Below are 14,138 nucleotides of genomic sequence, written 5' to 3' on the forward strand. Positions count from 1 at the left end.
TTTTCAAAGTTTTCCGCAAGATTATGATCCCCCCCAGCCCCCCTTATTAAGGGGGGAGCCATACTCAAAGTCCCCCGAGCGAGGGATTGCTAGCTCGGGGGATAATGGGGGATCTCCGAGGCAAGAAAACACTCCCTAGGGTTGCTTTCTTTTTGAAAGTGGCCAGTTTTTTTTTGGAGTTACTTCATCGTTTTTTTATACTTTAAATACTCCTGAATTATCTAACTAATAGCCATAGAGTTTAATTAAGATTAAACCGGTTTTAAAAACATAAATAAAAGTCGTATATATGCAGTTATTCATAGAATATAATAAATTTTATTAAATCGGTAAAATAGCTAGATACAATCTCGCTTAATAAGCTAAAAACAATAGTAATTTTTTTGAATTAAATTAATATAGTATTATAAAATAATTATGATAATTTCTACTCCCTGCTCCCTGCTCCCTACTCCCTACTCCCTGCTCCCTGCTCCCTGCTCCCTGCTCCCTAAAACCCAGAGATTTTTACCTAATGGGTATAAGACTTGCTATAGCTGTTAATCCTAAGGGATAAATTCAGCAAATTTGATCGACAAAACCTGGACTAGATAACAGAAAAAGACACAAAACTTACTTATTATGGCAACGTTACATGGCAGTTGGATATCTGGGGAAACTAATGGTCATCTATTTATTTGGGGAGAAACCTGGCGTACGAAGGCGCAGATATCAACAACTGCCAATGAGATGTCATGTCACCCGTTTGCCATGACTGAGGAAGAATTGACGTCTTTTTTAGAGTCTCATCGTCTGTCCATTGGTCAATTTTTAGAGGTGTCTGAAAAGGCTCGTTCAGGTAGTCGTAAGCGTGCAGCTCAACCGCATCACCATCCCTGGCAGTCTCAAATTGTTCTCTTACCTACTGAAGCATCATCCAAAGGTGAGCCAGGTTATCCAGTGCTGTCTAGCAAAGTGTTTTTAGATAGTTCACAAGATAGTGCAGAGGGTAGCCAGTGGGAATTGCAACCATGGCAAGTGCAAGGGGTAAGTCTGGAACCGATGGCAGCAGTAAGATTTCTGCAAGCTTTACCCCTTGGCTCTTTTGAAGGCTCAGACGCTTACCTGGGAGGGGAGTTGCGTTTTTGGTCTCAGGTGATGCGCTGGAGCTTGGATCTCCTGAGTCGGGGTAAGTTTTTACCAGGAGTGTACCGATTGCCTGATGGTAAGGTAAGGGCTTGCTGGCAACCTCTGCTTGATAGTACTACCGATCAAGTCCGTCTAGAAACGTATATCAAGTTCATGCCCTCGGCTTGCTGTGCTTATCCACAACAGGTTAGTTCTCCAGAGTTGACCCTTCAACCTGCAACCGATTTGGTTAAGGCTCAGGAATTGCTACTGGGATTCTTGAGTAGTGTGGTTAATACACAGGTGCGGCATTTTGTCAAGGGTGAGTCGGTGCCAGTAGTAGATTCACCGATGGTGGAATGGTTGCGATCGCTTTCTTCTAATTTGTCTTCTAATTCAGATAATTTAGAAACCCTAGGGCTAGAGTCAACAACCCTCGGTCGATTAGCGGCAGCACTCTCGACTTGGAACACTCCGGTGCAACAGAATTTAGTGACACCGACGTCCAAGAGGTTGAGGCAAAATCTGTTTCGCACCTGTTTTATCCTGAAGCCTCCTACCTCTGACCAAGAGAATTGGAGCTTGGCCTATGGCTTACAAGCGGTTGATGACCCAGACCTGGTGGTGGATGCTGAGACGATCTGGAATTACTCCGGAGAGCGATTGGAGATTAACCAGCGAAGCATTGAACAACCTCAGGAAACGTTCCTAAAAGGGTTAGGATTAGCGACTCGACTCTATCCTCCCATTGAACCTAGCCTACACCAACCCCGTCCTGAGTTTTGTGAGCTAACCATAGTAGATGTGTATGAGTTCATTAGGGCTAGTGCATGGCGGTTGCAAAACAATGGCTTGGGTATTGTGCTACCCCCAGGATTGAAACCAGGCACGGGAGCCAAACGCTTGGGGATTAGTCTTGTGGCGGAAGTGCCACCACAAAAGAAGAATCAACGGTTAGGACTCCAAAGCTTACTGAAGTTTAAGTGGCAACTGGCGATTGGAGATAAAACCATCTCGAAGCGGGAGTTTAATCGCTTGATGGCACTGAAATCTCCCCTAGTGGAGGTGGATGGGGAATGGATGGCGTTACAACCGTCCGATGTCCGTGCAGCTCAAGAGATGTTTAAGGGTTCGACAGATAACATGACTCTGTCGGTAGAGGATGCTTTGCGGATCACTACTGGTGATAATAATACCTTGGCAAAACTACCGGTAGTGAAGTTTGAAGCATCGGGAGCGTTGCAAGAGTTAATTACTAATTTACAGGGGAATCAATCCCTGGAGCCGATTCCTCAACCAGCTAGTTTTCAGGGGCAATTGCGACCCTATCAAGCGAGAGGGATGGGCTGGCTGGCCTTTCTGGAACGTTGGGGTTTGGGCGCTTGTCTGGCGGATGATATGGGCCTTGGTAAGACCGCACAACTGATTGCGTTTCTGTTGCATCTTCAGGAAGAAGGGACCCTCAATGGACCCTGCTTGGTGGTATGTCCGACCTCTGTGCTAGGAAACTGGGAACGGGAAGTAAAGAAATTTGCGCCATCCCTGAAAACTATTGTCCATCACGGGGATAAACGCTCCAAAGGGAAAGCGTTTGCTAAGGCAGTTAAGACTAAGCAGGTGATCATTACCAGTTATTCCTTAGTACATCGGGATGCCACTACCCTGGATGGGGTGGAATGGCAGGGGGTGGTGCTGGATGAGGCTCAGAATATTAAGAATCCTAGCGCTAAGCAATCCCAAGCAGTCAAGCAACTTTCCACTAGCTTTCGGATTGCCTTAACCGGTACTCCCGTAGAAAATCGGTTGTCGGAATTGTGGTCAATTATCGATTTTCTTAATCCTGGGTATTTAGGCGATCGCCAATTCTTCCAACGTCGATTTGCGGTACCCATTGAGAAGTTTGGCGACCGGGATTCCTTGCAGACCATGCGATCGCTAGTGCAACCCTTTATCCTCCGTCGCCTCAAAACCGATAAGTCTATTATTCAAGATTTGCCCGAAAAGCAGGAAATGAATGTTTTTTGTGGTCTTTCCGCAGCCCAAGCCACGGTTTATCAACAGTTGGTGGATGATTCGTTAGCACAAATTGAAGAAGCTGAGGGGATTAAGCGCAAGGGCATGATTTTGACCTTGTTGTTGAGACTCAAGCAACTGTGTAATCATCCCGCTCTGTTGGACAGTAAGGGGAAAAAGACTAAGGGGAAAACAGGAAATAATTCGTTAATGTCTAGCCAGCAGTCGGGTAAGTTACGACGGTTGGAAGAAATGTTAGAAGAAGCGATTTCTGAGGGAGACCGTGGCTTAATTTTTACCCAATTTTCGGAATGGGGTAAATTGCTGAAACCCTATTTAGAGCACAAATTTGGTAAGGAAGTTTTATTCCTCTATGGCGCAACTCGTAAGAAACAACGGGAGGAAATGATTGATCGCTTCCAGAATGACCCCGATGGTCCATCCATATTTATTCTGTCTCTGAAAGCTGGTGGCACTGGATTGAATTTAACGAGAGCTAATCATGTGTTTCATGTAGACCGCTGGTGGAATCCAGCGGTGGAAAATCAAGCCACTGACCGCGTCTTTCGGATTGGTCAAAAACGCAATGTTCAAGTCCATAAGTTTATCTGTACTGGCACTGTGGAAGAAAAGATTAATGACATTATTGAAAGTAAGAAACAGTTAGCGGAACAAACTGTAGATGCTGGAGAAGATTGGTTGACGGAAATGAATACAGAACAATTGCGCGATTTGGTTTTGCTTGACCGGAGTGCGGTTATTGATGATTAGGGAGTAGGGAGTAAGGAGTAGGGTGGGCAAAATTCTATGATCTAGTCTTGTTAAAAGAATCAACTGGTTTTTTCCCAGCCTAAAAGCTTCTTAAGTTTTGATGCTATTATTAATATTATGTATGTAATTTTTAATTCAAACTTCCATCCGTTGACTATGACCCAAGGTGTAAAAAATGCCTCAAAGGTATAAAATTTCAGAGCTTCTTGGTAACAAGCGATCGCAAGTTCAATATTCCGTGCTTTCTTACCTTTGATTCGGTTACTGTAAGCAATACCGAGATTAGTTTGTGTCATTGCCCATTGTTTGGGAAATGCCTCAAAGGTTCTGACTCTAAGAGCCTGTTGGTAACAAGCGATCGCCTGTTCTAGGTTTTGTGCTTTATCACCTTTGATTCGCTTAAAGTAAGCAACACCGAGATGATAGTTTGTATCTGCCCAATCAATAGGAAATGCCTCAAAGGTTCTGACTATAAGAGCCTGTTGGTAACAAGCGATCGCTTTTTCTAAATTCTCAGCGTTGTCGCCAACAATACGATTTCTATAAACAATACCAAGAGTATGTAGAGTTCGCGCCCATTCTTGGGATAGAGTTTCCCGGAGACGTAATTGTAAAACAGTTTCTAATCCAATAATGGCTATTTCTAAATTATTGACAGTTTTTTCTAAATTATATTCAGCTTTTTCTAAATTATATTCAGCAATATCAATACAAAGACTTTCTACTATTCCAGCAATTGCTTCTTTTTCTTCAGGTTTTAGGTCAGCACAAGTCTTAAGGAGCCACTGTTCTAAAATTTTTGCAAAAGAGCTATTTAATTGATCAGCATTAGATTCAAGAACATCATGAATAGCTTCTAAATCGCCATCATTTTCATACTCTAGTAAGAGTAGCTTTTTCAACAAATCATAATACTCGTCACTCCTATAAAATATATCTTGAGATATCTCCTGTGGCGTTTGCTGCTCAATATCACCTTGAAAGGGAGTATAATATTCAAGCAAATCAATATCTCTATCTACAGGAAACTCGATTACTCCAGAGCGCCAATCAAAAAAATCAGGAGCACGACGGACTAAATACCTTAACGTATATTTTCTAACGGTAAACACTAAGCAGCAATTAAAATCATCTCTAAATCTTTCCCGTTGCCAATTGAGATGACCTAATAAGCTGCCTAAAGCCTCTCTTTGATACGCTTTTTTAGGATTTTCAAGGGTACGTTTAATATAATCGTCTAACGCTAAAGACTTTTCAAGGCCACTAACAAATAAAATATCAATGGGATTGTCGTTAACCTTTTCCTCAATCAAATCATATAAATTATAAATAGCATGGTCTAACGTTAAAACCTCAACCGTTTTATCATTAATATCTTGTTTAATTTCTTCAATAATTATTTTTTCTTGTACAGGAGTACACCGCACAAATAAAATCCCAAAGCCTTCACGCCAAGATAAATCGCGTTTTAACCTCAGATACGATTCTTGTTCATCTGATTTAAATTTTGTTGAATTGGATGTAAGCATTTTATTTATTAGTTGTCAGCTATCAGCTATCAGCTATCAGCTAGGCTATTAAGAAGCTCAGGACTTTTGAATAAAACCAGTAAGCATTCGTTTAATCGGAGTTATGAACAACTGACGGCTGACCGCTGACTGCTGAATGCTCACTATTAGTTAAATCACGAAGAGCAGATTTAAACTCAGATGTCCCTTCAATTAAAGGGTGAACATCATACCAACTTACAGGATTATCTTCTGCATTAAACTCTCGATATTCCAACACACAACGACGGAATAGCAAACTACGATAGTCTTCATCATTAGGGATAGACTTGGAAACAGAAACTTCGGCTAATTTTTGCCATTCTTCAGAACTAACCGCATTACGATAGGTGCTATCTCTGGCATCACTAACCGCCCGCCTCACTATTTTTGTAGTAATCGGGAAATCATCAATATAACGCATTACCGACTGCATTAATAGCATCAACTCTCGGACATGACCACCAGTCATAGAACACAACTCAATGCGAGTGTCTTTACTATCAAAGATTTGTGTATCAATATCAATTGTAGCGTCAACTAAGTGAATCCTTTTTTCAATAACTTCTTTTAATTTATCTAATCCTTGTGAATAGGGTTTGTTGTCACGGTTCTTTACCATAATCATTGGTAACACTTGAGGAGTACCATAAAGATCTCTTAACTCAGTAGCTTGACGGGAATAGGCTAAGGAAATTGGCACTGTATAAACTACGTGACAATTCAACGCTTTTAATTTACCGCTATAATCAATAAATATTTCTTCGTGACTTGTTCTGTCATTCCCTTTTTCCAGGGGTATTATTCTATCTAAGTTATCTGCGATCACAACAATGTTGGATTTTTCCTCAGGTAATTTATGTTGAGCATCTTTAATAAATTCATTTAACGCTGTAATTAAATTATCACTATAAGTATCAACTTGTTTTCTAATGGTTTCACGGCTACTAGGATTGCGTCTTAAGGTTGTAGTCAATTTACTAAAAACCTGAATTTGAGCTTCAACCGTTAATTTTTCAAATTCCACCTCCGATAACGCCAAATCCTTTAATTCAGTCCACCGAGACTCTAACCAATTTAATAACGGATTAGGAGCAGCATACTCTTTAAGTTTCTCTAAAATATTACGAGTACAAGCTAACAGGATATCTGTATATTGAGCATCGATTTCATCAATATCTCCTTCCGTTGCGGGAAAATAAACCACAAAGCAGCCATCCTTCTGCAAATAATCTTCCAGACGCAATAACTCCGTTGACTTCCCTACACCCCGATGTCCAGTATAAAGTTGACAAGTCGCTTGGTTTGAAAAGAGGATATTTTTACCAATTTCTCTGAAAATATTGTCATCGCCCCTGACTGCACTACAGTTTACATAAATTGGATCGTTGGCTGGTAAGACATAAAATGGTTGAAATTGATTGTAGATTTTTTTGATTAAGCTCATGGGGGGTGATGTGTATAAAGGATTTTTTTTAGGGAGCAGGGAGCAGGGAGTAGGGAGCAGGGAGTAGGGAGTAGGGAGTAGGGAGTAGGGAGTAGGGACACTTTTGGCAACGTTACACAAGTTAATAAAATAACGAACCACTGGATAAAACCGTAACAATGAGATGCCCCCGATGGCAATTGCCCTATGGCTGGCTGGTAATGATCCTATTATAAAAAATATATTGCTGTTTTTAATCAGGTGAGGTTTTTAGGGAACAGTTCGTAGGGTGGGCAAAATAATATTATCTAGGGTTGTTAAAAGAACCAAAGGCTTTTTGCCCACCCTAAAAGAAGTTGCGTAGGGTGGGCAAAATGATAGTATCTAGAGTTTTAAAAAAAAACCAAAGGGTTTTTGCCCACCCTACAAGCTTTGCTGACTGGCTAGTTCATTAGCAACAAGTAGTAGTTAATGAGAAACTAGTACTCCTTAGGAAGAAACCGGTACCCCTTTGTTACACAGCAGTACTGACCTACAAGAAAAGAGTACTAGTTAATGAGAAACTAGTACTCGTTTGTTATATATGGGTACCCCTTTGTTACACAGCAGTACTGGTTTACAAGAAACGAGTACTGCTGTGTGAGAAATTAGTACTCGTTGGGAATAAATGGGTACTGGTGTGTCACAAGTGATTACCTGGTCTGGTGTATTGTTAACCCTTGAGCCTTATAGCCCTACGCGCAAGTCAAAAGTATAGGGTTTTTAGGGAGCAGGGAGCAGGTAAGAGTGAATTGCAGGCGTTGCTGAATTAAGGAATGAATGCGCAGTCATCTGGTTTTATTAAAGCCCCCTAAATCCCCCAATTCTGATGCTGCTGGCGAATTCGTGAAACCCTTATTCTGCCGTAATCTGCTCCCCTCTCCCAAGGTTGGGAGAGGGGCTGGGGGTGAGGGCTGATGGGGCTTCAAGGAATGTTCACGAAATATTTCGCCAACAGCATCAATTCTGGGGGACTTAGAGAGTTTTGTTCCCCCCAAAATTGGGGGGCTAGGGGGGCGAAACCATACCCATAATCAGCAATGCTGTATTGATAATTGTGATATTTTTGCCATGATGGAAGTAACTCCTATTTAGGTGGGAGGAAAACCGCGCTGGCCTCGGTTAATGGTTTGAACCAGCGCGGTTATTAGTCTTAGTCTCAATATCTATAGTATAGATAAGTACTAGCAAAAATGCAAGAATTAATTAAAATATTTACATTTATTTACAAATATTTTTATAGGGATTTAGGCATTAAAATTTTGATAAATTATGAGAGCCAATCAAGTCTAGTTTAGGACATTTTTTTTTTACTTATAGCGTTTCTAGGACTCATGAGGTACACATTATTTTTTCCCTCTCCCCTCTTCCTAACCCCTCCTGGGAGGGGTTAGGGGTGGGTTACTCTTCCCTGCTCCCTGCTCCCTGCTCCCTGCTCCCTAAAAACCAGAATTTTTTACCTCACAAGTCGTATAATTGCTATAATTATAAGGAGCTAATCAACTAAGACAGCGTTTTCCATAACTAAGAGGTACACAGGATTTTTTGCCTCTTGCCTCTTGCCTCTTGCCTCTTGCCTCTTGCCTCTTGCCTGCTCCCTACTCCCTGTTCCCTTTGTTATAAAATAAATGCAACTAGAAGACTATTTTGACTTCCTCAGTGTGGACGATATTCGGATAAAAGGCACAAGAATAGGAATAGAAACTATTCTCTATGATTATATCCATCGTGCCCGCACTCCCGAAGAAATTGCCGAAACCTATCCATCCCTAAATCTAGAACAAGTTTATGCTACTATTCTTTATTATCTACACAATAAAGAAATGGTGAGCCAATATATTGCTGACTGGCTAGAGTGGAGTCACCAGCAACTGAAAGCACAGCAACTTAACCCCTCCACCTCTGCGCTGCGATTGCGGAAGTTGAGAGCAGAACAAAAAGTAATGAAAAAAGCTGATGACTCTCAAATATCTATTGGATGAAAATGTCAATCCTGCTTACAAAATCCAATTGACCCGGAATTCTCCTGATTTGGTGATGTGGGTTGTTGGTGAACCGAATACTCCTGCAAGAGGAACTTTAGACCCCCAAATTCTGAAATGGTGTGATGAGCATGGTTTTGTGCTGGTAACAAATAATCGTAAATCTATGCCGACCCACTTAGCTGATTATATTGCAGAAGGGAATCACATACCAGGAATCTTTATTCTCAACACCAAGTTAAGTATGGGAGAAAATATTGATGAGTTGGTTTTTCTAGCTGAGGCATCTTTTGAAAGCGAATATCAAGACCAAATTATTTATCTTCCACACAGTTATAGCATTTATAAATAGCTCATAAAAACGACTACTATTCCCTACTCCCTGCTCCCTACTCCCTACTCCCTACTCCCTAAAAACCTTACCCAAATAAAAAATGCTATATATATGAAATCTCAAATACCTGACTTAAAAGAACTTTATGAAACCGAATACGATCAGTGGTTAACTGAAACAGTTAGGCTCCTGAAAAATCGTCAATTAGAAGGGTTAGATTATGAAAACTTAATCGAGGAACTAGAAGCATTGGGACGCAGTGAAAGAAATGCTGTTAAAAGTTTACTGTTGCAGATAATTATTCATCTAATGCTGTACCAATATTGGGAATCCGAGATGGAGCGAAATCGGAATCACTGGGCAGGAGAAATTATTACCTTTCGGGTGCAACTAGAGGATAAACTTACCACTAATCTCCGCAATTACTTAGGGGATAAATTACCCAAAATCTACCAAAATGCTTTATTGATTGTCCAGAAAAAAACTCAGCTTACTGCTCTACCTGAACAATGTCCTTATTCGTTTGAGCAGTTACTGGATAAGCATTGGTTTCCTAATTAATAGGGTGCATCTCATATTTGTAAAAAAAGGGAATCGGCAGTAGTGTGGAAATTTTATTATTTAGCCTTATTAAAAATACGGCGTTTTTTCTCAGACATTGATTAGCCTTATAAGGTCCAATCTTCCACTTTTAAACCGGGAACGTTATTAAAATCTCTTTGATTACGGGTTACTACAGTTCCTTTAACCGCAAGAGCAATTGCTGCAATTCTTAAATCTCTAGTTCCAATCCGGATTTTTTGGCGGACTAAATCATTATAAATTAGGGAAGCTTCCGGAGTGAACTCAAGCACATTTATGGTTGCGATATCATCCAATAACTCCTTCAAGCGTCGGTAGGCTAAAACAAGTTGATTAGGGGAGTTTGCACGTCTAATAATACTGAGCCTTCCTCTAATTTGCTCTTCAGCTGAAATAATGGTAATTGCTATTTCCTGGGATTTTCTTGTAGTAATTTGTTTACGGATACCCAGATGTCCTCGCTGCAAAAGCGACAAATGATCAGTATCAAGAATCCACAAACTCACTTAGCTTCCTCTTGATCATTCAATTCTTGTCGGTCAGCTTCAATGTAAGCTAACATTTCCTCAAATTGTGGATCGTCTTGATATTTTCCCGCTAATTTTATCCAAGGATTTTCTTGATTAATTAATTCCTTCTGGAGTACCTTAAATACAGCTTTCTTTCCCTCTAAAGGTAATTGCTGTACTAACATAATTACTTGCTCAACTGTTAGATCTAAGGTGGGCATACCGATCACTTTGTGAAAGTTTCTACTTTTTTTAGTATATAGCGGTTTCTAGCCTAATGAGGTATACAGGATTTATTCCCTGTTCCCTTTGCTAGAGTTTTGTCAGTCAATCAGGGCGTTTTCTTCATCAAATATGTATCAAGTTCCGAATACTGAGAAAATAAGCCATCTATACTGGCTAGTTTAGCCTTATAAACAAGTGTTGTAGCGATGATCAAACGGTCAAATGGGTCTTTATGGACTGGAGATAAGTTGACCGCTTTGTAAGCAATTTGTGCAGTTATCGGAAACAATGTAATGCCAGATGGCTCCAAAGCCTCTTGAAGCCAGCTTTCCGTTGTGCAGGGTAATTGCAGTCTTCCTCGTTGTTGTGCTAGAGCAACTTCATAGCAAGATACAGGTGAAACACCGACTACCTCAGAAATTTCGATCGCATCTCGCCAGTGGGCTGGAAATCGCTCGAACTCTTGATTAATAAACCATATCCAAATGTGGGTATCAAGAACGATTACTTCAGACATTCCCAATCCTCTTCCTCAAGGATAGAAGTGACCAAATCTCCCAACGTTCTACCTTTACCAGCAATAGCAGCTGAGGGAGTCCGGCGCAATACGTTTGGTTCACTATCGGAAAGAATCGTCACAATTACACGAGCTTTGGAAACTTTTGGTGCATCTGTTAACCATTGAATTTGACCATTTTCGATAATGGCTTCATAGCTTTGAAGCATTGCTCTATCCTGGTTTAAAAGCTAATGTTGGATTAGAATATAACGCATTTCTCTATGTTTACGCTAATAATAGTGATTGTCACCCCATCAAGTTAGTACTACCAAATCACATCTGAGTAAAAATTTCTGATTTCTCTGTCTGCTGTATCGATAACAATTTTCACACTTCTCCCCATTCTTCTGTCGTAGGAGTTGTTAAATCCTCAAAATACTGTACTTTACCGCGCATTTGTCCAAATAACTGTTCTGTTGAAGGTAAATTGCTGGCATATTTAGAAATTCTCACCACTGGTTTGCCTTGATCAGTGACTACAATTTCTTCCCCTTCTGACTCGACAAGCTCCAAAAACTCCAGCAGTTGGCTTTTTAGTATACTTTTGGAAATTGTTTTCATTTAGATACTACTGACGGACTTAATTCAGATTATAATTATATCACATTTACAGCGTTTTTAATAGCTATCAGGTACACAGGATTTTTTTTATCTTCCCTGTTCCATAAACAACCATAAATATGTACTCAATAAAGTCGCAAACCGCTATAAAATAGGTTGACCGCTGACCACTATAGCGTTTATAGGACTCATCAGGTACAGTATTCTTTGACGTTGATTCCCTGTTGTAATGCAGGGCATCCCTATTCCTTCTTATGTCTTCCCTGTTCCCTGTTCCCTGTTCCCTAAAATCCAGACATTGTGTACCTCACAACTCGTAGAATTGCTATAAATCCTTACTCACAAAAAAAGTACCCTGATTGGGTACTGTTGAAGCTTGATGCCATTGTCCATAATGCAAACTAAGCCTCGGTAAAATCATGAGGCTTCTCGCCGGATACACTAACCTACAGGAGCTGGTCATGATTCAGACAATTAACACCAATAGCAAGATTAGCCACCAAAGCTCACAGATTTACACAAGCACCCCTGAGCCAATAAACAGTCTACCTAGCATTTCCGTTCGTCAGCCCCTACCCCACGACATTGTTGACAATCCCATCCGTGTCTGCGGCATTGCTACGGGCTTTGAAAACATCATTCACCTCCGTGTCCGGGACAATAATGGTACCAAGTTATTCCGGCATTTCCTAACTGTTGGCGGTAATGGCATCCTTGCTAACTTCTCCGTAGGATTGCCATTGAAAATCGTACCAACAACCCCCCAAGGTACCCTTGAAATTTTCAGTATCTCAGCAGCAAACGGCAGTAAAAGCAATCAAGTAATCGTGCCCATTGTTTTCGGCAACGCCTTGCTACTTCGGTACTTTGGTTTCTATCAATACACTGTTATCCCCGGAGACACCCTCTTCAGCATCGCCCAACAAGTTTATGGTGACGGCAGATTGTCTCGTCGGATATTAGAAGCCAACCGACACCAGATTAACCGTTCTCATCAGATCTATCCAGGATTAGTGTTACGAGTTCCAGTCTCCAAGTTTTAGTTCTAGCATTTTTTAATTTAGTGAGGTACATGGTTTTAGGTTTTAGGTTTTAGGTTTTAGGTTTTAGGGAGCAGGTAAAAGGGAACAGTTTGCCCACCAACAGGGGTTCTCATTAGACTAGAAACAGCTAGAGTGATAATATAAGCATTTGTTCCCTACTCCCTGTTCCCTGTTCCCTGTTCCCTGTTCCCTGTTCCCTGTTCCCTGTTCCCTGTTCCCTACTCCCTACTCCCTACTCCCTATTCCCTGTTCCCTATTCCCTTTACAATAATGACAAACTACGAAATCGAAACCCAAGAATGGTGGGTAGAACGTTGGAATGATTTACTCAATTCCTATCGCTTCAAAAAGCGTTTGGAGCGGGGACGTATCTATGCCAAAGAAGGCAACATTCTCAGTATTGACTTCCTAGGACCACAAGTAGTGGCCAAAGTTCAAGGAACTGCTCCGGAGCCCTATGAATTAACCATTTCCATCGAACCCTTTACTGAGGAAGACTGGAATTATGTGGTGCAAACCCTGGCAAGTAAAGCAATTTACTCAGCTCAGTTATTAGCAGGAGAAATGCCCCATAATATCGAAGAAGTATTTACTTCCAATGGTTTAAGTTTATTTCCCTTCACCCTCTCCGACGTTCGTTCCCGATGCAATTGCCCCGATCCCAAAAATCCTTGTAAGCATATCGCAGCAGTATACTATGAATTAGGCGATCGCTTCAGTGAAGACCCCTTTGTTTTGTTCCAGTTGCGGGGAAGCACCAAAGAACAAATCCTTGATGCCTTGCGTAAATTACGGAGTGGTCAAACAGGGGAAACTTCCGCCACAGAGCAGCCATCCTCAATCCCAAATCTCACGTCTGCTGATCAAAACCCTGATCAAAACAGGGAAGAGGGGGAATCAGGAATCGGCGATCCTGAAACCTCAGTCAATATTCAGCAATTTTGGCAATACGATCAGCCCCTCGATTCTTCCCTGGTGGTAATTGCACCACCAACAGATAGTGGAACCGTCCTCGATGTCTTAGGAACAATTCCTCTAGGAGGAGCTGACCCTCGTGTCATGCAGTATCTCAAAGGAATTTATCAGATAGTCAGCCAGCAGGCGGTAATCTCAGCATTAAATCGAGATAGTTAATAGGCTAATAATTTATTTTCTGTTGGAAGTAATGTGCCTATTTAAGCTATCAGCTAAAGCGCTACGCGCACGCTTCGCGAACAGCTATCAGCGAACAGCGATTAGCGCACGCTGCGCGAACAGGTTTTTAATAAAACAGATAAGCATTGGAATAATGCTGAGTTACCTCAGCTGAGGGCTGACCACTGACCGCTGAGGGCTGACCGCTTAATGCTAACAAGACTTCTGAGCCACACCCTTATACATATAACCCAGAATCTTAGGAAATTTTGGTTCATAAAACTCTTCTAACGTCAGAATCTGGAA

Annotated in this window: 15 protein-coding genes; 8 read left to right on the top strand and 7 right to left on the bottom strand. The window is 41.2% G+C overall.

Going from position 1 to position 14,138, the window contains the following annotated elements; all coding sequences use genetic code 11:
* Positions 1 to 417: 417 nt before the first annotated feature.
* The gene (locus F6K52_RS20015; RefSeq protein ID WP_293081478.1) at positions 418 to 543 is read left to right on the top strand and encodes a hypothetical protein; all 126 of its coding nucleotides are present in this window, start codon (positions 418 to 420) and stop codon (positions 541 to 543) included.
* Between the two features lie 78 nt (positions 544 to 621).
* Entirely contained in the window at positions 622 to 3,891 is a 3,270-nt protein-coding gene (locus F6K52_RS20020; RefSeq protein WP_293081481.1) for a DEAD/DEAH box helicase, read from the top strand.
* Between the two features lie 59 nt (positions 3,892 to 3,950).
* Here the strand turns inward: F6K52_RS20020 and F6K52_RS20025 are convergent, their stop codons facing one another.
* Positions 3,951 to 5,420 carry a tetratricopeptide repeat protein gene (locus F6K52_RS20025; protein WP_293081484.1) on the bottom strand — a complete coding sequence of 490 codons (1,470 nt, stop codon included), beginning with the start codon at positions 5,418 to 5,420 and terminating at the stop codon, positions 3,951 to 3,953.
* Between the two features lie 91 nt (positions 5,421 to 5,511).
* Positions 5,512 to 7,044 carry a P-loop NTPase fold protein gene (locus F6K52_RS20030; RefSeq protein WP_293081487.1) on the bottom strand — a complete coding sequence of 511 codons (1,533 nt, stop codon included), beginning with the start codon at positions 7,042 to 7,044 and terminating at the stop codon, positions 5,512 to 5,514.
* Positions 7,045 to 8,531: 1,487 nt separating this feature from the next.
* On the opposite strand from F6K52_RS20030, the gene F6K52_RS20035 reads away from it, so the two are divergent.
* The 3 genes from F6K52_RS20035 (at position 8,532) to F6K52_RS20045 (ending at position 9,780) form a co-directional block, all read left to right on the top strand.
* Entirely contained in the window at positions 8,532 to 8,885 is a 354-nt protein-coding gene (locus tag F6K52_RS20035; RefSeq protein ID WP_293081490.1) for a DUF433 domain-containing protein, read from the top strand.
* Positions 8,860 to 9,237, top strand: coding sequence for a DUF5615 family PIN-like protein (locus F6K52_RS20040; RefSeq protein ID WP_293081493.1), 378 nt, complete (start codon positions 8,860 to 8,862; stop codon positions 9,235 to 9,237). The genes F6K52_RS20035 and F6K52_RS20040 overlap by 26 nt, the downstream gene beginning before the upstream one ends.
* A gap of 93 nt (positions 9,238 to 9,330) precedes the next feature.
* Entirely contained in the window at positions 9,331 to 9,780 is a 450-nt protein-coding gene (locus F6K52_RS20045; RefSeq protein ID WP_293081496.1) for a DUF29 domain-containing protein, read from the top strand.
* Positions 9,781 to 9,887: 107 nt separating this feature from the next.
* Here F6K52_RS20045 and F6K52_RS20050 read toward each other — a convergent pair whose 3' ends face one another.
* The 5 genes from F6K52_RS20050 to F6K52_RS20070 all read right to left on the bottom strand — a co-directional run bounded on the left by F6K52_RS20050 (position 9,888) and on the right by F6K52_RS20070 (position 11,655).
* Positions 9,888 to 10,307: a type II toxin-antitoxin system VapC family toxin gene (locus F6K52_RS20050; protein ID WP_293081499.1), complete on the bottom strand. Its 420-nt coding sequence runs from the start codon at positions 10,305 to 10,307 to the stop codon at positions 9,888 to 9,890.
* Positions 10,304 to 10,531, bottom strand: a complete 228-nt coding sequence (locus F6K52_RS20055) for a hypothetical protein (protein ID WP_293081502.1) — start codon at positions 10,529 to 10,531, stop codon at positions 10,304 to 10,306. Before F6K52_RS20055 ends, F6K52_RS20050 begins: the two co-directional genes overlap by 4 nt.
* Positions 10,532 to 10,641: 110 nt before the next feature.
* Positions 10,642 to 11,052: a type II toxin-antitoxin system VapC family toxin gene (locus F6K52_RS20060; RefSeq protein ID WP_293081505.1), complete on the bottom strand. Its 411-nt coding sequence runs from the start codon at positions 11,050 to 11,052 to the stop codon at positions 10,642 to 10,644.
* Positions 11,040 to 11,261, bottom strand: coding sequence for a hypothetical protein (locus F6K52_RS20065; protein ID WP_293081508.1), 222 nt, complete (start codon positions 11,259 to 11,261; stop codon positions 11,040 to 11,042). Before F6K52_RS20065 ends, F6K52_RS20060 begins: the two co-directional genes overlap by 13 nt.
* Before the next feature lie 160 nt (positions 11,262 to 11,421).
* Entirely contained in the window at positions 11,422 to 11,655 is a 234-nt protein-coding gene (locus F6K52_RS20070) for a type II toxin-antitoxin system Phd/YefM family antitoxin (protein ID WP_293081510.1), read from the bottom strand.
* Positions 11,656 to 12,116: 461 nt separating this feature from the next.
* Here F6K52_RS20070 and F6K52_RS20075 point away from each other — a divergent pair, with 461 nt between their 5' ends.
* The 3 genes from F6K52_RS20075 to F6K52_RS20085 all read left to right on the top strand — a co-directional run bounded on the left by F6K52_RS20075 (position 12,117) and on the right by F6K52_RS20085 (position 13,832).
* Positions 12,117 to 12,698 (top strand): Gmad2 immunoglobulin-like domain-containing protein, encoded by a 582-nt coding sequence (locus F6K52_RS20075; RefSeq protein WP_293081513.1) that lies wholly within the window; start codon positions 12,117 to 12,119, stop codon positions 12,696 to 12,698.
* Positions 12,699 to 12,846: 148 nt separating this feature from the next.
* Complete coding sequence (locus tag F6K52_RS20080) at positions 12,847 to 12,969, top strand: hypothetical protein (protein ID WP_293081515.1); 123 nt, start codon at positions 12,847 to 12,849, stop codon at positions 12,967 to 12,969.
* Positions 12,969 to 13,832: an SWIM zinc finger family protein gene (locus tag F6K52_RS20085; RefSeq protein ID WP_293081518.1), complete on the top strand. Its 864-nt coding sequence runs from the start codon at positions 12,969 to 12,971 to the stop codon at positions 13,830 to 13,832. The genes F6K52_RS20080 and F6K52_RS20085 overlap by 1 nt, the downstream gene beginning before the upstream one ends.
* Positions 13,833 to 14,138: the final 306 nt, after the last annotated feature.

The organism is Moorena sp. SIO3H5, assembly GCF_010692395.1.
Taxonomy (GTDB): Bacteria; Cyanobacteriota; Cyanobacteriia; order Cyanobacteriales; family Coleofasciculaceae; genus Moorena.